This is a genomic window from Bilophila sp. T19-St14, from assembly GCF_059728385.1.
In genome coordinates this window covers 3242111-3262258 of the sequence record NZ_BAAGFT010000001.1, presented here as the reverse complement: position 1 = coordinate 3262258, position 20148 = coordinate 3242111, and the positions used below count along the sequence as shown (strand labels likewise).

Sequence of the window (20148 nt, the reverse complement as noted above, 5' to 3'; positions counted from 1 at the left end):
CCGCCGGATTGCGCCAGCCTACGGTTCTTGCCGGAGTTTTTCAAGCAGCCCGCCGGCCAGTTCCGCCCTGGGGCCTTCGCCGGCGGCCAACGGGCCAAGCAGCGCTTCGGCTTCGGCCTGCCGCTTCGCCAGCGTGTAACACAGGCCAAGCAGCGCCTGCGCATCCCCATCTTCCGGCATGGCGGCCAGCACTTCGTCTTTCAAGATCCGTTCGGCCTCGTCGAAATCATCCACCACAATATGGCTCAGAGCCTTGCCCATAAGGGCGGGCGCGAATCCCGGACGGAGCGCAAGCACCCCCGCATAGACGGTACGCGCATCCAGCACGTTCCCTCTGTGGCATGCGGCGTTGGCGACATCAAGCAAACGGCTGATCTGGGTATCGGACAGCATGGCATTTCTCCAATCGTAAAAAGATGCGGGCCGCTCGGCAACCCCGCCTGAACGCAAAAAGGGGAGAAGGGGGCAGCCCCTTCCCCTTGTCCGTCATCCCGCCCGGCGCGCCATGCGCAGGATGGGGCCGCGCGGAGGCATCCGGGGTGCGGCCCCTGAACCAGATTTCGGACGGGAAGCAAACTCAGCCGGTACGCTGGGCAAGGCTCTTCATCATATCCGTCATGCTCTTCGTGACGGACGAAAGCGATTCCAGCATGGCATTGTATTGCCCGACTTCAAACTGGAGAACCACCATGTCTTCGGGCTCGACTTTTCCCTGCCCCAGCATTTCGGTCATCTTCGTCTGCACATCCTTGCCCTTGCTGCTGATCGAATCAAAACCGCTGCTGAACAGCTCATTGACGTTCAATCCCGGCGTTCCGCCCGTGCCGCTGATGCTCATGGCAAACTCGCTTTAGTTAAAAATCCTTTTACTTCACCATGTTGTCCATAGCGTGCAACGCTGCCTGCGTCGCTTCCCGGACGGCCTGCGCCACAGCCCACTCGTCGGGGGCCAACCCCGTATCCATATGCCGTTTGACGGCCAGATCCATTTCCAGAACCTCATCCCGGATGCCCTGCAAGGCGCGGGGCTCATCAAGGACATCCAGCACGGAAACCATCGCGTCACTCATTGGAACCTCTCAGTCGATACACGATTATCCGCCCATCCTTACGGAGCTTCAACTCCTTCACATCAATGGACTCAAGCACATATCCGCCGGGAAGCAGGCCGCCCTCAAAGACGCGCTGCCCCGCAGCCAGGCTGACGAAACGCATGGGCGTCAAGGTTACCCCGGTCACCCGGAGTTCCGGCACGTCATCGGCTTGCGGCGCGGGGGCATCCCCCGCCTCCGCCTGCTGCGGCGCAGCGGCTTCGTGCCGGGCTTCGGCCTGAGGCCGCCTTTTCTCGAACGACGCAACCACATCGAATACGACCGGGACGCCGAGTTCCGCCCTGGCCTTGTCCAGCACGCCGTCCAGCCGGATACGCTGGGCCACGTCGAACCGGCCCGCAAGCTCCACCTTTCCGGGCAGGAACCGAACCTGCACAAACGACAGCCCCGCCTCCTTCAAGAGCGGCAACAAAACCGCTTCGACCGCGTCGGCGTGACGGATGGCCCTGTCCAGGCGGCTCCAGACGGCTTGTTCCCGCAGTACCGGGACATCTTCACGGACGGCGGAAAAAGCCTGCTCTTCCACGAGCCCGTCCTTCATGTACCCGGCGATATGCAGGCCGTCATCCGGGTTCTCCGTCTTTTCCTGCACGGAAAGGGAGAACCCCCGGCTGGCGAAGGCCGAGGTTACGGCATCGACCCTGTCCCCACGGAGCGTCACATCAAGATGAACAGGGTATTGCACGCTTTGTGCCAAACGCAGCAGATCGGCCCTTTCAGCATCGTCACGGAGTATCCCCTGCACGCCGACACCTTCACCCTGCGGGAAGACGACCAGCGTACGAAAACCGTTTTCATCAATAATCGTTTGGATTTCTTTGACTCTCGTTTCCGCGTCCGGGGTTCTGCCCGCATAGGAAAACGTCAGCCCGCACAGGCCCAGCAAAAGAAGGAAGGACAGGGCCAACCTCTGCGGAGGCAAGGAGCGCAGCCGCCCCCAAAGCGTTTTGCCAACGCCGTTGGCGCCTACGGAAGCCCCTTCGTCCAACAGCATCATCGGCTCGCCAAGATCCATGATCGGCTCTTCGGCCTGCGGCTCCGCGGGCTCCGGGCGCTCCTGTGCCGAACGCCGCTCCTGCAAGCCCGATGCGACCTGACGCCATGCGTCCGCCGATTCGCCGGGCTCCGCCCACGCCATGCAGGTCAGGCCCAGAAAAAACGGCGTGCGCGCGGGGATGTCCGCGCCATCGGACGGCAAGGGGGCGCCATTGAGCAGCACCTCTCCGTCGAGCGGCGTCACCCGCACGGACGGGACGCCGTCCCCGGAAAAGCCTATGGCGATGTTTGCGTGCCGGGAAGCGACCGAGCTGTCTTGAAGGATGATGTCGCAAGAGTCATCAGACCCTACAAGCTGGCTCCCTGCGGGCAAGACAAGTTCCGCCCCCATGTGGGGGCCGGAAAAAAGGCGAAAGGCCGTCAGACCGGAGGCGCTCATAACGCTCCCGCAGGCCGCGCCTGTGCCTGTGCTCCGGGCGATTGCCCTGCCGCGGGCGGCGACAGCGGGATCGCCGCGGCGGGCGCCACCGTCTCCAGTTTGGGCCGTTTGCGGGAGCACCCGCTCTGCGGGGCCGCCGGAACCCGTTCCTCATAATCGGCCTGCGTCGGTGATCTGTGGAATGTGGGCTCGTCCACGCGGGACGGCGCCGTCGGGTTCTCGCCCAAATGAATAACCTTCGGCGTGATGAGGATCAGGCGCTCCATGCGTTTGGTCCCTTTGCTCGTCGTCTTGAAAAGGTTTCCGAGCACGGGGATGTGCATGAGGATCGGTATCCCGCTGGCATCCGTGGACTTCTGCTCATAGTAGTACCCGCCGATGAGCAGGCTCTGCCCCGCGCCCACAATGGCCTGCGTGTTGATCTTCGTCTGCTTGATGGGCGGAACGCTGTTGGCGCTGACCGGCGTATCCTTGCTGTCGTTCTGATCGTCCTGCACGCTGACCGCAAGCTTGATGGAGGTTTGGCCGTATTCGTCGCGGATGATGTGCGGGGTCACGCGCAGAACCGTCCCCGCCTCGACCTTGAACAGATCCACCGCCTGATAGCCTTCCACCTGAATGTAATAGGTGCTGGTGTTTTCCAGCGTGGCCTGCACGTTGTCCACGGTCAGCACCGAAGGGCGGCCGAGCATCCGGGCTTCGCCTTCCGCCTCCAGCGCCTGAATGCGGGCAAGGAAGAAGTCCGCGCCGTGCGTATAGATGGTGGACAGGTTCATGCCCGTCCCGGACGGTTCGCCCATCGTGGGCAGGGGCGAAAACTTGTCGCCGGTGCCGGAAAACTCGCCTCCGGTGCTCCAGCCCTTGTCCCGGCTGTTCGCGCCCTGATAGGTAACGCCGAGATCGCGCTTGAAGTCGGAATCGATGTCCACGATGGCGGCATGGATTTCCACGAGCTCCACAGGCTTGTCGAGATCCGCGATGACTTTGGCGTAATACGGCATCCGGTATTCGGCGTCATTGACCAGCACAGCATTGACGCGCGGATCGGCCATAATATTCACTTGCGTGGCGTTCTGCGGGGCGGCTTGTCCGCCCTGCTGCGCGTCGGGGGCGGAAGCATCGGGAGCCACGGGCGCCACCCGGCCCTGTGCGATGAGCCCGGTACCGGAGAGCTTGTCCACAGTGGCGGTGTCCTGCGTCACCCGGGTCGCGGAATTGGGCGAACCGGTGACCATAGCCCTGAGGATGCTCGCCACGCCGGGGATGGTCACCGTCTTGTCCATGCTGTTGACGGACATGTCTTCCGCCCACGCATACTTGAGCGGAAAGACCCTCATCACGAAATTGCTGACCTGCGCCTCTTCAAAGGCGGTGACGGCGGCCGAAATCTGCGCAAGGTAGGAAGGCGGGCCGGACACGACGATCATCGCGCCGCCCGGAGCGAGCGTTGCGGGCAACTGCGAGGAGAACACCGCCGATTGCCGAAGCATTTGGTACAGGCGCTCCGCCGTCATGGCCCGCGGGGTGATGAACGTCCGCGACAGCTCCGATTCGCTGTAGAAATAAAGGGTGGAGCCGAGCCGATACCATGCCACGCCAAAGGCGGCCTGCATCCCCTTGAGGAAGGTTTCCGGCGGAACGGCGTCAAAACGCCCGCTCACCTTGCCGACCACGCCGGGAGTGAACGAAGCGCCGAGCCCCTGCGAACGGGCGAAATTCGTAAGAATGGCGGTCAGATCCTCATCATCCGCATAATGCGTATATGGACGGGAAAAGCCCCCCTGAGCGGCAAACGCCGGGCAGGAAGCCAGAAGCACCCCCAAAACGAGCGCCAAAACCATCAAGAGCGAAACGCCACCACGACAACGCATCAGCGCCCCATATTCCAAGCTTGCATACCGGAGAAAAAAGAAAACGCCGACGCGCCACCGCCCTGCACCTGCCTTTTCCACCATGCCAGATCGTTCAAAAAGTCCTTGGCATATACCGGCATCAAGGCAGCGCCCTCCGCCAAAGGCACGACAAGGTGCAGTGAAAACCTGCCATTATCCACCGAAAGAACCGTCCTCCGGGTACGTGCGGCCGCCGCCACACGGGAAGCGCATTTCCGCAAGAGCTCGTCCGCATCCTGTTCCGCGTCGGGAAGCGGGCCAAGATCGGCCCGCAGGATGCCCGTCCGCCCGTCAGGGGAAAAAAACTCCATGTCCAAATCGCCCTCAAGGTGAAAGCGAAAGACGCCGTCCGCGCCGGGCGAGGCCTTTTTCCAACCAGCCGCCGCCGTCAATGCGTCAACGGATTCCTGCAAAAGCGACATCTTGCCTCCTTGGGCGACTATGCGGCCTTCCACAACGCCTTGTCAATCACCAAACGCGGATGCCTTGAATGGGCGGCATGGTTTCCCGCCCCACATCCGGCATCTGCCGGTGCGGGCTTCGGCACGGGCCTTTATACGGCCCAGTTTCGCCCGCGTCCGGGCATCCGCCGATGTAAGGCCCGCCCTTCCCATACTCAATGTTTCCTGCGCCCGCATCCGGGCAGCCTCGCCCCCATGCGGCAGCGCCCCGGCCTTAGGTTTCCCATTCCACATCTGGAAAGTTTCCCGCCCGACATCCGGGAACTGCCGGTGCGGGCTTCGGCACGGGCCTTTATGCGGCCCCGTTTCGCCAGCGTCCGGGCATCTGCCGATGTAAGGCCCGCCCTTCCCATACTCAATGTTTCCTGCGCCTGCATCCGGGCAGCCTTGTCCCCATGCGGCAGCGCCCCGGCCTAGTTTCCCATCCCACATCTGGAAAGTTTCCCGCCCACATCCGGGATCTGCCGGTGCGGGCTTCGGCACGGGCCTTTATGCGGCCCCGTTTCGCCAGCGTCCGGGCATCTGCCGATGTAAGGCCCGCCCTTCCCATACTCAATGTTTCCTGCGCCTGCATCCGGGCAGCCTCGCCCCCATGCGGCAGCGCCCCAGCCTGAGGTTTCCCATCCCACATCTGGAAAATTTCCCGCCCCACATCCGGGATCTGCCAGTGTGGGCTTCGGCACGGGCCTTTATGCGGCCCCGTTTCGCCGGCGTCCGGGCATCCGCCGATGTAAGGCCCGCCCTTCCCATACTCAATGTTTCCTGCGCCTGCATCCGGGCAGCCTTGCCCCCATGCGGCAGCGCCCCGGCCTTAGATTTCCCATTCCACATCTGGAAAGTTTCCCGCCCCACATCCGGGCAGCCTTGGCGTGCCCCCTATCCGTGGATCGGGATGGCTTCCTCAGCCTAAGCCTGAGCCTCACCGAAGGCAACGCCCCGCCCTTCGGCCCCATCAGGGGCCGCCAGCGAAATCCCCCGAAGCATTGCCCCCGCCCAAGGTGTCCTTTGCCGGGGAGTCCGTTTTCCTCCAGGGTGCCGCCCAGACAGGCGGCAAGGGCCGGGCTGCCCGTTTCCGAGGATATTTTCAGGGCGTACCCCAGACACGCGGCAAAACTCATGCGGAACGCTGGATTAGGAGCCGAAGCGTCCCCCCAGGCAGGCGGCAGAGGTTCCGCACCGTCAACAATAACGGCATCCGCAGGGCGTACCCCCCAGAAGCGCGGCAAAGGTTCCGCACCATCAGCAAGGACGGCATCCGACTGGGCGTCCCCCACGGAAACGCGGCAAAGGCAACAGCATCTTGCCGCCATTTTCCGAGGCTGGCGTACCCAGACAGGCGGCAGAGGCCAGATCATGCCGAACGAGGCCGCGCAGCGTATACCTCTCAGATACGCGGCAAAGGCCGCCATAAGCGCCGGGCATCCGCCCGTCATCGGCATACCCCCCAGACATGCGGCACAGGTGGCGCACGTCCTCACATAAAGGAGGGTGGACGGTGCCGCCCAAGCGCGCGGCCTCCGCCGGCGGGACATCCGTCTTGGGCACGGAACCCGCCGGGGCGCCTGCGGCGGCCCTGCGCCGCCCTTCCTATCCCATAATCCGGGAACGGGTATCGTTCATCCTCTTCTGGATGTCGTCCTGCGTGGAAAGCGACTTCTGGATCACTTCGGTCAGGCCGTCGTTGATGCTCTTCAACGAGTCCCGGCTGGTCCGCATCCGTTCCTGATCGGCTTCCATTTCCTTCATGGCGGCGTCGTACTGCGCCCCCAAGTAATCGCCGACATGACCGACGAGGCCGCCCATTCCCTGCCCGAGCTGGGAAAGGGACTGCCCTAGGGTCCCGTAGGCCTGCGAGGTGCCCGAAGCCCGCCGTTCCGCAGCGCTCGGATTAGCCGTGGAAGCACGGATATCATCCAACTGCGCCCGGTTGCTTTCCAGCTTTTCGGTCGTCTGCTGTAATTTCTGTTCCATCCTGAGCTTCTCATCCGCTCTGTCGGCCCCATGCTTTTCTATGTCCCGCGTGATCTTTTTCAGTTCCTTCTGCTGTTTGTGCTGCTGCTTCTCAAGGCTCCGGGTTTCCTGGTTCAGCTTGTTCTCGGTGAGTTCCTGCTGGCCCTTCGCCTGCCCCCTGGTTGCGGACAACTGCTTCATGCCCATGGCGAACTGGAGAGCGCCCATGCCGATGCTGACCGTATCGGACACGACGCCGCAGATAAGCTGCACCACGGCTTTCTCGCGGATTTCACCAGCCTGCTGCTTCATCGACGTGACGATACTATCCGTTTGCGCTTTCATGACCTCGCGGTTTTCCTCGCGCTGTTCGGCGCATAGTTCCGTGATGAGGGCATTGACGCTCGCCATCGGGGAAGCCACGCCCACCCAGCCGCCGAGTGATCCGGAAGGATTTTTCGGCGGGGCGAGCGTCGGCAAATCGTCGCGAACCTTCGCCGCGGCCTCCTGAAAGGAAAGCCCCGCAGCCATCGCGGCCTCCAGTTCCTTATCCACGGAGGCACGGGAAACATTGACCGTCCCCGCGTCGTTTATCAGTTGATTGTAAACCTGTTGCTGATCGGATGACAACCCTTGTATGCCTGACATATGCCTATCCTCTTCTTGCTTACGGCCTTCCCGTCTACGATCAGGCCATCATCCACCCCGCACAAGGCGGGGAACACGGGCTGTTTGGCCCCATGAAACCTTGCCCGCCGCGCGGCAGGCCCCTTCCCGCCCCGCTGCCCGAAACGGCGGCCGGGGCGGGAAGGCGTACCTTCCGCCGCGCTAGGCCATCGCCGGTGGTGCGCTGGTCAAGACGTTCGTCAGCGACTCATTGCATCCCTCAACGAGCTCGTTGACGTCTTCGGTCAGCTTTCCCGCGCGTTCCATGACGCCCTTCATGAAATCCTGCTCCACTTCCAGCGCCTGCCTGAGCCGTTCCAGAACGGCTTCCAGCAGCTTGGTGTCGGCATAGCTGTTGGAAATCCTAAAATCGTACACGGCCCCGGCGATGCCCGTCGCGCCGCTGCCCATCTGTACGACGCTGCTGCTGATATTCGTTACTTTGAGGGTAATGTCCGCCACGTCCGCCAGCGTCTTCCGGGCGGTCTCGGCGGCGGAACCGAAGGAACCGAACATAGTCAGGCCCACGCCCACAAGCGTGATCGCAAGCTCAAAAGCCATGCCGGTATATGCGGCGATGTCTTCCCGAACACCGAGGGCCTCCAACCCGGCGGCTATCCCGGCGCCGATGCTCACCTTGCCGTCGGTCGCCATACTCAGGATGCTGTTGATGGACATGGTAAGCATCACCGCCCCGCCCGCAATCAACAGGGGGTTCCCCGTAGCCGCCCCCGCCGCAATCGTGGCGACGCTGGCGATGGCTCCGAGGACGACGCCGACCCAACTGAAAATCTTTTTGAAAATGTCAAGGATGCCCTTGGACTTCATGGATTCGAGCCGATCCATGATCTCTTCCAGCTTCTTCTGGTTGATCTCGGCGCGCTCCTTCCCCTTGGCCTCAATGGAGGCCACGCCGTCCTTGGTGGCCTGCGTGCGCACCTCGTTGCTGATCATCTGGGCCAGCGTTTCCAGCGAGAGCCCTCCCGCCGTGGGCGCGGCCAGCTTCGGCAGATCCGAGGCAGGTGAGGAAGCGTCGGGGGATGAAACCGGGACATCCGGCAGCGTGATGCCCTCCAGGGCCTTTTTGATGGCATCCTGAAGGTTTTCCACACCGGCGCCGCCGACAAGATCCGTAAACTTCGAGCCGATCTGAAAGTCAATGGCATTAGGCATGTCAGCCTCACTTCTCGGCTTGTTCGAGAATGGCGAGCATGGCGGACGCCTTGCCCCGCGCGGCCTCGTGTTCCGGGTTGCCCTCTTCGCCCATAGAAACGGCGGTGACGAACGAGCCTTTGGCCTTTTCCCGATCCCCCATCTTGAGGTAGCACATACCGGCCTGAAGCACGGGCACGGGGCTGGAGAGCGCCTCCATCGCCGAGCAAAGCCCATAGGCATCCACGGCTTCCCGATACTTGCCGTTGGCCTGACGGCTTCCGCCCAGCCCCATCCAGAAGCGGGGATCGTTGTGATCGTACAGGCACAGCCCGGAAAAAACGGTTTCGGCGTCCTTGTAGTTGCCGGACGTATAGAGGTTATATCCGAGGCTGTATAAGGACTCCAGCATATCCTGGGAAATGTTGCACACGTCCCCGATGGTGGCGCCGTTCAGGACGGCCTTGGTCATCGTTTCGAGTTCTTCCTGCGTATATTCGACCGCAGCGCCTTTTTGTTCTGCCATAACATTTTCCTTGGGAGGCCCGCAGCAGCGGGAAAAAGGTTGCCGGCGGGTGGGGAGCCCAATAAGGCATTGGGGCATCCCCAAACGACCACCATCCGGCAGAGGGCCGCTGCCAACCGGATGGGCACGGCTGGAATGGCCCTCTGCAAAAAACGGCTACTGCCCGCGGGACACGGCGGTGAGCGTCTGCATAGCGGACTGGATGGCCGAATTCGCGCCCTGCGTGTACGAGTTGTACTGGCCCATGAAGTCCTGCACGTAAACCATCTCCGTCTGGGTGTCCGTGCCGATGGTTTCCTGATGCGCCTGCAAGGACTGGATCGCAACGTCCCATTCATCCTTGTTGTGGATGTTGTCGTTGCCCGTCTTGTCGTAGGCAAGGCCGTTCTTGTCCATATACGCCTGGACATCGGCGGGCATATTGGTGCATTCGCCGCTCCTATCGGCCTGATTCTGGAGTTCGCGGCACCTCTGGAGCATATCGGCCACTTCCTTCTGCTCCGCATTTGCCTTCTCGATCTGGGAGATATGGTCGCGGGCCGCCACTTTAGCCGTGGCGGCCAGCTCCATCTGGAGTTTGGCGAAAAGAAAGTTTACGCTTGTGCATGTGCCGAGGCTGCCTACGCTGGAGACGCTTCCCGAAGAGCCGGCTCCGCTGACTGGATCTGCCATTGTTATTCTCCTTTGATTTATAATTTACTGTTTACAGGCTACGCTGGAGAGCGTCTGTATGTCGGACTGGATGGACGAGTTCGCGCCCTGCGTAAACGAATTGTACTGCCCCATGAAGTCCTCCGCGTAAACCATCTCCGTCTAGATGTCCGTGCCGAGGGTTTCCTGATGCGCTTGCAAGGACTGGATCGCAACGTCCAGATCATCCTTGCTGGAACCGGTGCCGTAGGCAAGCCCGTGGGCATCCATATACGCGGATACCTCCAGCGCCGCCTTCCGATCTTCAAGGGAGTTAATCGCCCGCTGCCACTCGCTGCCGTTCTGCCGGGCCGAGACGCCTCTATCGTCATACTCGATATCGTTGTCCTTGAAATACTGCTCCATGACGTCCGGCATCATGGTGGAATCGTATTCCTCGCTGGCCTTATAATGCCCTTCCGTTTTCAGGTTGGCCTGCGTCTGCAACTTCTTGGCGTCAGCGATATAGCCTTCCACCCTGGCGAGTTCTTCCGCCGCCGTACCCTTGGATGGATCGTCTTTGGCCTTGCAGTTCTTGAACGTCCCCATATTGGAGGTGCTTTTCTCATTCACCGCGTTCTCCTACAGATTGCGCAGCTTGTTCAACAGATCGGCCACTTCCTTCTGATCCGCCTGCGCCTTTTCGACCTGCTCAATGTAGTCAAGGGCCGAATCCTTGGCTGCGGCGGCAAGTTCCATCTGGAGCTTGGCGAAAATAAAGTTGACGCTTGTGCATGTGCCGAGGCTGCCCACGCTGGAGACGTTTCCTGAACTGCCGACTTCACCAATACCTTGGCTCAGATATTTCTTCTTTCTTTATGGTTAAAGGCGGACGACACCACGGCGGCCCGCGCCGGGGGCCTTGCCGGAAGGACGGTTGTCCAAGGCGGCCTGCGCCTTGCGGGCTTCCCCGGCGCGCTTGGCCTCTTCCTTCGCTTTGGCGACGAGCGCCTCCAGCTCCGGCGTCATCGGCTCCTGCTGTTTCAGATCGTCTTCCGTAAGCCCCATCGCCTTGAGCTGCGCATCAAATTTCTGGTCGAGGCGGGACAATTCCTCTTTAAGGGCGTTGAGCTGTTCTTCCTGAGCCTGCATATCTTTTTCAGTGAATGCCATTTCGTTGCTCCTTTGTTGATGTTTCGTTCCAAGCATGTTCCGTGCCAAACAAGCAAATACGGGGGATTTCGGCCCATCAAGCCTGTTGTGCGGTTTTCCGCGCACAAGAAAACAAACGATGTTGGCGGACTTTCGCCTTGCGCCTACCAACATTATTCCCATTCAGTTGAGAAACCTTTTTCATAGATACTATAGCCCATTCCCCAAATCAATCAAAAAGGGGGCGCTTGTAAGACGTTGCGGCCTATGATACTCGCTAGGCGATGGTTGGCATATTTCTCGCATGATTTCCCGCGGGCCGGTACGGATCGGCCCCCGGAATCACGTGTTCCCGCAGCCTCCGGGCACGGGGGCCGACTCATTTCCCGGCGGGGCCGGGCAGGGGGAGGCATGTCCATAGATTTTTCCGTCACCAACATGGGCCAGATGGCCGGGAGCGCCGCCGCACAGACGGCGGGTTCCCTCGCCGCGGGTTCGCTCATGGGGAACGCCGCCGTACAGGTGGAAGATCCCATGTCGCTGCTCGCCGATGCCGCCGAAGAGCTGACTTTTGCGGCCGACACCACCGACGAGTACGAGCTTGAGGATCGCAAGGAACGGGAGCGTGCGGAAGAGGCTTACGCCGAACGCGTCAAGCTCTATCAGGATCTTATGCACGAGGCGGGCAAGGCGCAGGACATCGACCGCCTGAAGGACAGCCTGCGCGCCCGCGAAGGCCGGGAAAGGGCTTCGCGCGAGGCGCTTTACCGCTTTCCCGATCCGAGCGACGCCTATGCCGCCCTTTCCGAGGCGCTCGACGCCTTTTCGGGCGACCCGTCCGTTGATCCTTCCGTTGTTGAAGATATCCGCCAAGGGCTTGCCGAACTCGAAGCCGAACACGGCCCGCAGATCCGTGCGGGCATCCAGGGCGCGCTCGCCGCTGCCGGGTATCCCGGACTGGACAGCACGGACAGCCTGCGCGACCTGTACCGCCAGACCGTCTGCGACTTTACGGACGTCAACGCCGCATTCGCCCACATCCACGAAAAATACGGCGATGTGGGCTTCGACAAGGCGATGGACTTCCTTTTCAGCGCGCTGGGCAACGATCTCGCCACGGACGTGCCGAGCATGGAAACCACCCATCTCGAAAGCGTCCACGCCAGCCTCGAACAGGTGCGCCTCCTGCAAAGCACGCATGTCCAGTGCGAACGCCTGCTCCAGCGCTGGCAGGATGTCCACGGGATCCAATGCGGGCTCCCCCCGATGGAGCTGCTCGGCGATCTGGTCGGCCTGCGCAACGAACGCTTCCTTGGGGCCACGCAGATCAGCCGCATCGCCGCCAAAGCCAAGGCCCCGGACATCGAACGCGAAGTGCTGTTCCTTCAGGAACTCCTGAATATGGCCCGCAACCTGCCCGTCCAGCTTTTCGACGGCGAACAAGGCCGCATGAAGGTCATCGACGCCGTGCAGGAATCCGTGGACGAGGCCATCCGGCGCGAAGACGAATACCTCGCCAGTTTGGGGGATGCGTGATGATCGAACGTGAAATCGCCGAATTCGGCAGACGCATGGGCATGCCCGCCTTTTCCCTTTCCCCTGCGGGCCTCGCCGCGCTCGACGTGGAGCGCCTTGGGCGGCTCCATCTGGAGCTTGCCGAAAACGCCGGGGAGCGCGAACTGCTCGTCTATCTCGCGCGGGCCGTGCCGGAGCATGACGTGAAAGCCCCGCGCCGCGTGCTCGAACGCTGCCATTACCGCCATGCCGATCCCATGCCGCTGTCCGGGGGGCTGCACAAGGGCCACATCATCCTCCTCACCCGTTTCCCCGAACGGCAGGCGACGGCGGCGGGCATTGAAAAGGCCGTCCAGTTCCTCGGCGGCGTCATGGATGCCGTCGTCAATGCCTGACCCGCAACACCGTTTTTCTTTACCGGCAAAGGAGGACAGCCATGCCGAGCATCAACCTTCTGGATCCTTCCCTCGGCATCCAGGCCATCATGGAAAGCCCGGCGGCAGCGCGCGGCGGCATCCCCGAAGCGAGGCCCCTCGCCTCCAACGTGCTGCGCGAGGCCGGGCTTGAGGAGCTCTATTCCCCAAGCAACGCGCACCGCCTCGTGGAGCAGGCGCTCTGCCCGGATGCGGGCGACGGCGACATCCTCCGCCCGGAGGTGTTTTCCGGCAACCTCGCGGGATGTCTGGAAGCCTTGAAGGATTCCGAAGATCCCGCCGTCCGGGCGCTGGTGGACGGCGAACTGGCCCCGCTGCTTCAAAACAAGGAACTCCTCAACGCCTACATGGGCCTGATGATAGGGGGTTAAGGTGGCGCTCACGCAGGAACAGCGCAGCACATTGTCCATTCTGGGGTATCTGTATTACCGGATGGGGCGTCTGGACAATGCCGCCACGGTCTTCGCGGCGCTGGACAGGCTCGCCCCCGAAGGCATGGACGCCATTTCCCGGAGGGCCGCCGCCACGCTCGCGGCCATTGAAACGGATCGCGGCAATGCCGAAAAAGCCCTTCGGCTCCTGCACCGGGCCATGGACGGGCAAACCCTCTCCACCCGCCACGCCGCCCTGCACCTGCTCCGGGCCCGCGCGCTCTGGCAGCAGGGCCGCAAGGATGAGGCGAGGGCCGCAGTCAACGAATACCTGTACCTCGCCGGCAGCGGCCCGTCCGCGCAGGCCGGACATCCCTTCAACAGCATGGGCAAACGCGTATGAGCCTGTTCACCACGGCCCGTTCCGCCGTCGGCGTGGTCACGCGCCACAACGACATCAACATCGTCTTCCTGCTCGTCATCGTCATCGCGCTGATGATCATCCCGCTGCCCACGCCGGTGGTGGATACGCTCATCGGCGTGAACATGGCCCTGTCCTTCACCATCCTGATGATGACCATGTACGTGCGGACGGTGCTGGACTTCTCGGTCTTTCCCACGCTGCTCCTGTTCACCACCCTGTTCCGGGTGGGCCTCAACATCACGACCACGCGCCTCATCCTGCTTCAGGCGGACGCTGGTGAAATCATCTTCACGTTCGGGGAGTTCGCCCTCGGCGGCAACTTCGTGGTCGGCGCGGTGGTCTTCCTCATCCTGACCATCGTGCAGTTCCTCGTCATCGCCAAAGGCGCGGAGCGCGTGGCCGAAGTCGGGGCGCGCTTCACCCTCGACGCCATGCCCGGCAAGCAGATGTCCATCGACGCCGACATGCGCGCCGGGGTCATCGACATGGAGGAAGCGCAGCGCCGCCGCGAGCGCATCAGCCAGGAAAGCCAGATGTACGGCGCTATGGACGGCGCCATGAAGTTTGTAAAAGGCGACTCCATCGCCGGGATGATCATCGCCGTCGTGAACATCGTGGGCGGCACGATCATCGGCATCACCCAGAACGGCATGACCCCGGGGGAGGCCCTGCACCTTTACGGCATCCTCACCATCGGGGACGGGCTGGTATCCCAGATCCCCTCGCTGCTCATCTCCATTTCCGCGGGCATCCTGATCACCCGGACCGGCGATTCCGACGACAACGTGGGCTCGCAGATCGGCGTCCAGATCTTCGCCCAGCCCAAGGCGCTGCTCATGGCGGGCGGGCTGGTGTTCCTCTTCGCCCTCATCCCCGGCTTCCCCAAGCCGCAATTGTTCACGCTGGCGGCCCTCCTCGGCGGGCTCGGCTACGTGCTCAAGCGCGTCAGCGAAAACCCGCAGGCCCCGGACGCCAAGGAGGAACTTTCCAAGTCGCTCACGCCCACGGCCCGCCCCAAGCCCCGCCCCGGCGCGCAGCGGGACGAATTCGCGCCCACCGTGCCCATCATCCTCGACATCTCGGAGGACATGGGCGCATCCCTCGACTACGCTTCGCTCAACGAGGAGCTGGCGAACCTGCGCCGCGCGCTCTATTTCGATCTCGGCGTGCCCTTCCCCGGCATCAACATCCGGCCCAACCCCGGCCTGCCGGGGCTTTCCTATGTCCTGAACGTCAACGAAATCCCCATGTCGCGGGGGAAGCTGGAAAAAGGCATGGTGCTCGCCCGCGATACCAGCGAAAACCTGTCCATGCTCGGCGTGGAATTCAAGCTCGGTGAGCGGTTCCTGCCCGACGTCGAACCGCTTTGGGTTCCTGAGTCCAAGGCCGCCTCGCTGGAACGCGTGGGCATCAGCATCATGAACCATGCGCGCATCCTCGCCTACCACCTTTCGCTGCTGCTTGCCCGGCACGCCTCATCGTTCCTCGGCATGCAGGAATCCAAATACCTGCTCGACAAGATGGAGGAACGCGCCCCCGATCTGGTCCGCGAAGCCACCCGCCTGCTGCCCACGCAGCGTATTGCGGAAATCTTTCAGCGTCTGGTGCAGGAGCAGGTATCCATCCGCGACCTGCGGAGCATCCTCGAAGCGCTCATCGAGTGGAGCCCCAAGGAAAAGGATACCGTCATGCTCACCGAGTACGTCCGTAGCGCCCTGAAGCGCCAGATCAGCTATATGTATTCCAAGGGGCAGAACATGCTGCCCGCGATCCTGCTCGACCCCTCGGTGGAGGAGACGATCCGCAAGGCCATCCGGCAGACTTCGGCGGGCGCGTTCCTTGCGCTCGATCCCGATACGACGCAGCGATTCCTGCGCGCCGTGACCGAATCCGCCGGGAAGTACAAGGCCAACACGCAGAAGCCGGTGCTCATGGCCTCCATGGACATCCGGCGGTATGTGCGCAGGCTTATCGAGGGCGAGCATTACGGCCTGCCGGTTGTTTCGTATCAAGAGGTTACGCCTGAGATTTCGATCCAGCCCGTCAGCAGGATCAGGTTGTAAAGAGAGAGGATGCGGGGGAGGGGAAAGGGCCCCTTTGAAAAGGGTCTCCTTTCCCCTCCCCCGCACCCCCCTCCCCTATCCCCCCAAACTTTTTGACTGGTGGGGAGGCCGCGCGGCGGGAGTCCCGTCGTCGGAATCCCCGCGCCGGACAGCACTATGGAATCAGCCGCCATTGATTACGCCACGAAAGCGCTCTATTTGGTGCTCATGCTGTCGATGCCGCCCATCATCGTGGCCTCGCTCATCGGCATCCTGTTGAGCCTCATTCAGGCGATCACCCAGTTGCAGGAACAGACGCTGACTTTCGGCGTCAAGCTGCTGGCCGTAGTCCTGACCCTCTTTATCATGGGGGGATGGCTCAGTGGTGAAATCCTCCGCTATGCGGACGATATTTTCAGCCGTTTCTACATGATACGCTGATTGGGCGAGGGATGGGGAAGGCCCCGGTACGAAGAAAAGGGCTAAGGCACAGGGGCGATCCGCAAATTGCAGGAACAGGCGCTGACTTCCAGCGTCAAGCTGCTGGCCGCAGCCCTGCCCCTCTTCATCATGGGGGATGGCTCAGTGGTGAAATATTCCGCTATGTGGACGATATTTTCAGCCGTTTCTATATGATACGCTGATTGGACGAGGGATAGGGAAAGCCCCGGTACGAAAAAGAGGGCTAAGACACAGGAGCGATCCCCAAATTGCAGGAACAGGCGCTGACTTCCGGCGTCAAGCTGCTGGACGCAGCCCTGCCCCTCTTCATTATGGGGGATGGTTCAGTGGTGAAATACTCCACTATGCGGACGATATTTTCAGCCGTTTCTACATGATACGCTGATTGGGCAAGGATGGGGAAAGCCCCGGTGCGAAAAGAAGGCTAAGGCACAGGGGGTGATCCCAAAATTGTAGGAACAGGCCTGACTTCCGGGGCCAAGCTGCTGGCCGTAGTTCTGACCCTCTTCATCATGGGGGGATGGCTCAGTGGTGAAATACTCCGCTATGCGGACGATATTTTCAGCCGTTTCTACATGATACGCTGATTGGGTGAGGATGGGGAAAGCCCCGGCGCGAAAAAGAGGGCTAGGATAGGGAGAGGCAGCGGCATTGCCGGTCGGCACGCTGCAAAGCGGCCTGCATCCTCCACGGAGGCTTCATTTGGATTATCAGGCACTGTTCAACGAACTGCACCTTTTCGAGCAACTGCTGGCGCTGCTGGTGGGGATGCCCCGGCTGTTCATGCTCGTGCAGGTGGCCCCGTTCATGGGCGGGAACATCCTCACGGGGCAATTGCGGACGACCGTGGTTTTTGCCTGTTACCTTGTATTGCATCCCGCCATCGTCGCCGGCCTCCCCGAAACGCAGGGGCTTTCCCTCTCCACGTTCGCCCTGTACGGAACCATCCTCGTCAAGGAAACGCTCATCGGGATGCTTCTCGGTTACCTGTCCGGCATGTTGTTTTGGACCATACAGTGCGCGGGCTTCTTCATCGACAACCAGCGCGGTGCGTCCATGGCGGAAGGGGCCGATCCGCTGTCCGGCGAGCAGACTTCGCCGCTCGGATCGTTCTTTTTCCAGAGCGCCGTCTACCTGTTTTTTTCCACTGGCGCATTCCTCGCCCTGCTTGGCGTGGTTTACGCCTCTTACGAAATCTGGCCGGTCACGCAGCTCATCCCGCTCAGCGCGTTTCAGGACATCAACCTGCCGTTGTTCTTTGCCGGGCGCGTGAGCTGGCTCCTGCTCATGATGCTTCTGCTCTCCGGCCCCATCGTGGTAGCCTGCCTACTCACCGACGTTTCCCTTGGGCTCATCAACCGCTTCGCTTCGCAGCTCAACGTGTATGTGCTTGCCATGCCCATCAAGAGCGGCGTCGCGGCTTTTCTGATGCTGTTCTATTTCATGATGCTGCTGTCGAACGCGACAGGCTTGTTCGATGGGATCAAGGCTGATTTCGAGCAGCTCAGGAGGCTGTTGCCGTGAGCGACAAAACCGAACAGCCCACACCGAAACGCCTCCGCGAATCGCGCGAAAAAGGGGATGTGTGCAAGAGCCAGGACGTGCCCTCGGCCCTGACCGTGCTCGCCTTGTCCGTCTATATAGTCGTGATGGGGCGGCAGTTGCTGGAATCGCTGCTGGCGATGATGGAACTGCCCATGAAACTGCTGTCCACGCCCTACGCCGAGGCCGCGCCGCGCGCCGCCGAAGCCACATTCCACATAGCCGTTTCCATCGTCGCCCCGCTCGTCGGCCTCGTCATGGCCGTGGCCCTCGTCGCCAACCTCGGACAGGTCGGCATACTGTTCGCCTTCAAGGGGGCCATGCCCAAGCTCGAAAACATAAGCCCGTCCAAATGGTTCCAGAAGGTTTTCTCCATGAGGAACCTCGTGGAGTTCCTCAAGAACATTATCAAGGTGACGGTGCTCGGCGTTACGGTCTGGGTTGTCATGCGGGATCACCTGCCGACGCTGTTCGCCATCCAGCGGGGGACAATCTGGACGCTGTGGGAAGTTCTGGGATTGGCGCTCAAGGATCTGCTGCTCATGGCTGCGGGCGTCTTCTGCGTCATCGCCGCCGTGGACTACCTTTTCCAGAAATGGCAGTACGCCAAGAACCATATGATGTCGAAAGATGAAGTCAAACGGGAATATAAGGAGATGGAAGGCGACCCGCAGGTGAAGGGCAAACGCAAACAGCTCCATCAGGAAATGATCTCCCAAAACGCGCTGGGCAACGTGCGCAAAGCGAAGGTGCTCGTGACCAACCCGACCCATTACGCCGTGGCGTTGGACTACGAAAAGGACAGGACGCCGCTCCCGGTTATCCTTGCCAAGGGCGAAGGGTTCCTTGCCCAGCGCATGATACGGGTGGCGCAGGAAGAAGGCATCCCGATCATGCGGAATGTGCCGCTGGCCCGCAGCCTTTTTGAAAACGGGACGGAAAACGCCTACATCCCCAAGGATCTCATCGGCCCGGTGGCCGAAGTGCTGCGCTGGGTGCAGTCCCTCCAGCGGCAATGACGAACGCACAGGAAACGAACGTGAAGCAAAAACCTCTCTCCGAACAGGCGTTTCTGGATACCCTGATCAACCTTTGCGACGATCTGGCCTGGGGGCGCCCCGCCAGCGAAGACAGGCTGTTCGCCCTTACCAAGGAAGGCGCGGGCCCAAAGAATTATGTCCGGCTCGCGGAAGCCTTCGGCATGATGCTGGTCAAGGTGGAAAGCCGGGAGTACCACCGCTCGCAGCTCATTGAAGATCTGAAAACCCGCAATGCCGAACTGGAGGAAGCGCACAGGCTCCTTGCCGAGCGCAACACGCATCTGATGCGGACCATTCAGGAAAACTACCAGACCAAGAAGATCGTGGGCCAATGCGAGGCCATGCGGAAGGTCATCCAGCTTGCCCTGACCATCGCCCGCCGCCCCATCAATACGCTTATCCTCGGCCCCACCGGGGCTGGAAAGGAAGTCATCGCCAAGGCGATCCATTTCAACTCGCCCCGGCGCGAAGGGCCGTTCGTGGCGGTCAACTGCACGGCCATCCCCGACTCGCTGTTTGAAAGCGAGATGTTCGGCATCGAAAAAGGCGTCGCCACCGGCGTCAACGCACGCAAGGGGCTCATCGAGGAAGCTTCGGGGGGCACGCTCTTTCTCGACGAGCTGGCGGACATGACCTTGCCCAATCAGGCCAAGCTGCTGCGGGTTTTGGAGGAGCGCGAAGTCCTGCGCGTGGGCAGTTCCAAACCCGTGAGCGTGGACATCAAGCTCATCGCCGCCACCAACGTCAATCTGGAGGAGGCGGTGCGCAAAGGCAAATTCCGGGAGGATCTCTATTACCGCATCAACGTGGCGGAAATCAGGATTCCTCCCCTGCGGGATCGCGGGGATGACATCCTTTTGTTGGCGCAGCTTTTTCTTGAGCGCCACTGTGCATACATGGGACGGCCCCGGCTTTCGCTCTCCCCTGCCGTATGCAGGCAGCTTCTGCAATACGGCTGGCCGGGCAATGTGCGCGAATTGAACAACGAAATGGAACGCGCCGCTTCCCTGACGATCGGCAACCGTGTGGAGCTTTCCGATCTTTCCACGCGCATCGTGCCGGAGGAAGCCAGGTGCCGCCTTCTTGGGACGGAACCCCTCACCAGCCGGGAAGGGGCGGCCGCCCCAAAAGCGAAGATGCCAATAGTGCAGAACTATAACCTTCAGGAAATGGAGCGCAAACTTATCCTTGAAGCACTGGACAAAACCGACGGCAACAAAAGCAAGGCCGCGGAACTGCTCGGCATCACACGGGAAGGGCTCCGAAAAAAACTCCTGCGCATGGACATCAGCGATAAAGAAATTCCCCACGACAGCGGCAGGGCTTGACATTCACCTGCCTG

At 61.6% G+C, this 20148-nt stretch carries 24 protein-coding genes; 11 read left to right on the top strand and 13 right to left on the bottom strand.

The features are described from left to right. Nucleotides 1-18 precede the first annotated feature (18 nt). The 6 genes from AC6I1V_RS13695 to AC6I1V_RS13670 form a co-directional block, all read right to left on the bottom strand. Nucleotides 19-393, bottom strand: a complete 375-nt coding sequence (locus AC6I1V_RS13695) for a tetratricopeptide repeat protein (RefSeq protein ID WP_308771115.1) — start codon at nt 391-393, stop codon at nt 19-21. Nucleotides 394-577: 184 nt separating this feature from the next. Next, entirely contained in the window at nt 578-838 is a 261-nt protein-coding gene (locus AC6I1V_RS13690; RefSeq protein WP_308771114.1) for an EscF/YscF/HrpA family type III secretion system needle major subunit, read from the bottom strand. A 28-nt stretch (nt 839-866) separates the two neighbouring features. After that, entirely contained in the window at nt 867-1070 is a 204-nt protein-coding gene (locus tag AC6I1V_RS13685; protein ID WP_302552427.1) for a hypothetical protein, read from the bottom strand. Continuing rightward, nucleotides 1063-2547, bottom strand: coding sequence for a type III secretion system inner membrane ring subunit SctD (gene sctD / locus AC6I1V_RS13680; protein ID WP_486854316.1), 1485 nt, complete (start codon nt 2545-2547; stop codon nt 1063-1065). Before sctD ends, AC6I1V_RS13685 begins: the two co-directional genes overlap by 8 nt. Next, the gene (sctC, locus tag AC6I1V_RS13675; protein ID WP_308771111.1) at nt 2544-4418 is read right to left on the bottom strand and encodes a type III secretion system outer membrane ring subunit SctC; all 1875 of its coding nucleotides are present in this window, start codon (nt 4416-4418) and stop codon (nt 2544-2546) included. The genes sctD and sctC overlap by 4 nt, the downstream gene beginning before the upstream one ends. After that, nucleotides 4418-4861 (bottom strand): CesT family type III secretion system chaperone, encoded by a 444-nt coding sequence (locus AC6I1V_RS13670; RefSeq protein ID WP_337431961.1) that lies wholly within the window; start codon nt 4859-4861, stop codon nt 4418-4420. The genes sctC and AC6I1V_RS13670 overlap by 1 nt, the downstream gene beginning before the upstream one ends. A 9-nt stretch (nt 4862-4870) precedes the next feature. Between AC6I1V_RS13670 and AC6I1V_RS13665 the strand changes: the two genes are divergently transcribed. Then, nucleotides 4871-5317: a hypothetical protein gene (locus AC6I1V_RS13665; protein ID WP_497737076.1), complete on the top strand. Its 447-nt coding sequence runs from the start codon at nt 4871-4873 to the stop codon at nt 5315-5317. A 699-nt stretch (nt 5318-6016) separates the two neighbouring features. Further along, nucleotides 6017-6382, top strand: a complete 366-nt coding sequence (locus AC6I1V_RS13660) for a hypothetical protein (RefSeq protein ID WP_497737075.1) — start codon at nt 6017-6019, stop codon at nt 6380-6382. Between the two features lie 105 nt (nt 6383-6487). Here the strand turns inward: AC6I1V_RS13660 and AC6I1V_RS13655 are convergent, their stop codons facing one another. The 7 genes from AC6I1V_RS13655 to AC6I1V_RS13625 all read right to left on the bottom strand — a co-directional run bounded on the left by AC6I1V_RS13655 (nt 6488) and on the right by AC6I1V_RS13625 (nt 10997). Beyond that, nucleotides 6488-7498 (bottom strand): hypothetical protein, encoded by a 1011-nt coding sequence (locus tag AC6I1V_RS13655; protein ID WP_486854694.1) that lies wholly within the window; start codon nt 7496-7498, stop codon nt 6488-6490. Between the two features lie 180 nt (nt 7499-7678). Further along, nucleotides 7679-8689, bottom strand: coding sequence for a type III secretion system translocon subunit SseC family protein (gene sctE / locus AC6I1V_RS13650; RefSeq protein ID WP_486854695.1), 1011 nt, complete (start codon nt 8687-8689; stop codon nt 7679-7681). Nucleotides 8690-8696: 7 nt separating this feature from the next. Next, entirely contained in the window at nt 8697-9194 is a 498-nt protein-coding gene (locus tag AC6I1V_RS13645) for a SycD/LcrH family type III secretion system chaperone (RefSeq protein WP_302554340.1), read from the bottom strand. 156 nt (nt 9195-9350) lie between these two features. Beyond that, nucleotides 9351-9866 (bottom strand): USH1C-binding protein 1, encoded by a 516-nt coding sequence (locus AC6I1V_RS13640; RefSeq protein WP_486854696.1) that lies wholly within the window; start codon nt 9864-9866, stop codon nt 9351-9353. A 141-nt stretch (nt 9867-10007) separates the two neighbouring features. Continuing rightward, complete coding sequence (locus AC6I1V_RS13635) at nt 10008-10457, bottom strand: hypothetical protein (protein ID WP_486854697.1); 450 nt, start codon at nt 10455-10457, stop codon at nt 10008-10010. Nucleotides 10458-10466: 9 nt separating this feature from the next. Beyond that, nucleotides 10467-10637 carry a hypothetical protein gene (locus AC6I1V_RS13630; protein ID WP_486854698.1) on the bottom strand — a complete coding sequence of 57 codons (171 nt, stop codon included), beginning with the start codon at nt 10635-10637 and terminating at the stop codon, nt 10467-10469. 69 nt (nt 10638-10706) lie between these two features. After that, nucleotides 10707-10997, bottom strand: a complete 291-nt coding sequence (locus tag AC6I1V_RS13625; RefSeq protein WP_302554337.1) for a hypothetical protein — start codon at nt 10995-10997, stop codon at nt 10707-10709. Nucleotides 10998-11387: 390 nt separating this feature from the next. Between AC6I1V_RS13625 and sctW the strand changes: the two genes are divergently transcribed. The 9 genes from sctW to AC6I1V_RS13580 all read left to right on the top strand — a co-directional run bounded on the left by sctW (nt 11388) and on the right by AC6I1V_RS13580 (nt 20134). Continuing rightward, the gene (gene sctW / locus AC6I1V_RS13620; protein ID WP_486854699.1) at nt 11388-12512 is read left to right on the top strand and encodes a type III secretion system gatekeeper subunit SctW; all 1125 of its coding nucleotides are present in this window, start codon (nt 11388-11390) and stop codon (nt 12510-12512) included. Beyond that, nucleotides 12512-12886 carry a type III secretion chaperone SycN gene (gene sycN / locus AC6I1V_RS13615; protein ID WP_486854700.1) on the top strand — a complete coding sequence of 125 codons (375 nt, stop codon included), beginning with the start codon at nt 12512-12514 and terminating at the stop codon, nt 12884-12886. Before sctW ends, sycN begins: the two co-directional genes overlap by 1 nt. Nucleotides 12887-12927: 41 nt before the next feature. Next, nucleotides 12928-13296: a type III secretion apparatus assembly protein SctX gene (sctX, locus tag AC6I1V_RS13610; protein WP_337431006.1), complete on the top strand. Its 369-nt coding sequence runs from the start codon at nt 12928-12930 to the stop codon at nt 13294-13296. Between the two features lies 1 nt (nt 13297). Beyond that, complete coding sequence (gene sctY, locus AC6I1V_RS13605) at nt 13298-13699, top strand: type III secretion apparatus assembly chaperone SctY (RefSeq protein WP_302554333.1); 402 nt, start codon at nt 13298-13300, stop codon at nt 13697-13699. After that, complete coding sequence (gene sctV, locus AC6I1V_RS13600) at nt 13696-15783, top strand: type III secretion system export apparatus subunit SctV (protein WP_486854701.1); 2088 nt, start codon at nt 13696-13698, stop codon at nt 15781-15783. The genes sctY and sctV overlap by 4 nt, the downstream gene beginning before the upstream one ends. Nucleotides 15784-15939: 156 nt before the next feature. Then, nucleotides 15940-16203, top strand: coding sequence for a type III secretion system export apparatus subunit SctS (sctS, locus tag AC6I1V_RS13595; RefSeq protein WP_479859755.1), 264 nt, complete (start codon nt 15940-15942; stop codon nt 16201-16203). Nucleotides 16204-16926: 723 nt separating this feature from the next. Continuing rightward, entirely contained in the window at nt 16927-17748 is an 822-nt protein-coding gene (gene sctT / locus AC6I1V_RS13590; protein ID WP_486854459.1) for a type III secretion system export apparatus subunit SctT, read from the top strand. Next, nucleotides 17745-18785, top strand: coding sequence for a type III secretion system export apparatus subunit SctU (gene sctU / locus AC6I1V_RS13585; protein WP_302553745.1), 1041 nt, complete (start codon nt 17745-17747; stop codon nt 18783-18785). The genes sctT and sctU overlap by 4 nt, the downstream gene beginning before the upstream one ends. Continuing rightward, nucleotides 18782-20134 (top strand): sigma-54 interaction domain-containing protein, encoded by a 1353-nt coding sequence (locus tag AC6I1V_RS13580; protein ID WP_486854458.1) that lies wholly within the window; start codon nt 18782-18784, stop codon nt 20132-20134. Before sctU ends, AC6I1V_RS13580 begins: the two co-directional genes overlap by 4 nt. Nucleotides 20135-20148 lie beyond the last annotated feature (14 nt).

Bases quoted from the DNA above. Each gene is read 5' to 3' on its own strand.
- AC6I1V_RS13695 (WP_308771115.1), bottom strand. From the start codon at position 393: ATGCTGTCCGATACCCAGATCAGCCGTTTGCTTGATGTCGCCAACGCC.
- AC6I1V_RS13690 (WP_308771114.1), bottom strand. From the start codon at position 838: ATGAGCATCAGCGGCACGGGCGGAACGCCGGGATTGAACGTCAATGAG.
- AC6I1V_RS13685 (WP_302552427.1), bottom strand. From the start codon at position 1,070: ATGAGTGACGCGATGGTTTCCGTGCTGGATGTCCTTGATGAGCCCCGC.
- sctD (WP_486854316.1), bottom strand. From the start codon at position 2,547: ATGAGCGCCTCCGGTCTGACGGCCTTTCGCCTTTTTTCCGGCCCCCAC.
- sctC (WP_308771111.1), bottom strand. From the start codon at position 4,418: ATGCGTTGTCGTGGTGGCGTTTCGCTCTTGATGGTTTTGGCGCTCGTT.
- AC6I1V_RS13670 (WP_337431961.1), bottom strand. From the start codon at position 4,861: ATGTCGCTTTTGCAGGAATCCGTTGACGCATTGACGGCGGCGGCTGGT.
- AC6I1V_RS13660 (WP_497737075.1), top strand. From the start codon at position 6,017: ATGCGGAACGCTGGATTAGGAGCCGAAGCGTCCCCCCAGGCAGGCGGC.
- AC6I1V_RS13655 (WP_486854694.1), bottom strand. From the start codon at position 7,498: ATGTCAGGCATACAAGGGTTGTCATCCGATCAGCAACAGGTTTACAAT.
- sctE (WP_486854695.1), bottom strand. From the start codon at position 8,689: ATGCCTAATGCCATTGACTTTCAGATCGGCTCGAAGTTTACGGATCTT.
- AC6I1V_RS13645 (WP_302554340.1), bottom strand. From the start codon at position 9,194: ATGGCAGAACAAAAAGGCGCTGCGGTCGAATATACGCAGGAAGAACTC.
- AC6I1V_RS13640 (WP_486854696.1), bottom strand. From the start codon at position 9,866: ATGGCAGATCCAGTCAGCGGAGCCGGCTCTTCGGGAAGCGTCTCCAGC.
- AC6I1V_RS13625 (WP_302554337.1), bottom strand. From the start codon at position 10,997: ATGGCATTCACTGAAAAAGATATGCAGGCTCAGGAAGAACAGCTCAAC.
- sctW (WP_486854699.1), top strand. From the start codon at position 11,388: ATGTCCATAGATTTTTCCGTCACCAACATGGGCCAGATGGCCGGGAGC.
- sycN (WP_486854700.1), top strand. From the start codon at position 12,512: ATGATCGAACGTGAAATCGCCGAATTCGGCAGACGCATGGGCATGCCC.
- sctX (WP_337431006.1), top strand. From the start codon at position 12,928: ATGCCGAGCATCAACCTTCTGGATCCTTCCCTCGGCATCCAGGCCATC.
- sctV (WP_486854701.1), top strand. From the start codon at position 13,696: ATGAGCCTGTTCACCACGGCCCGTTCCGCCGTCGGCGTGGTCACGCGC.
- sctS (WP_479859755.1), top strand. From the start codon at position 15,940: ATGGAATCAGCCGCCATTGATTACGCCACGAAAGCGCTCTATTTGGTG.
- AC6I1V_RS13580 (WP_486854458.1), top strand. From the start codon at position 18,782: ATGACGAACGCACAGGAAACGAACGTGAAGCAAAAACCTCTCTCCGAA.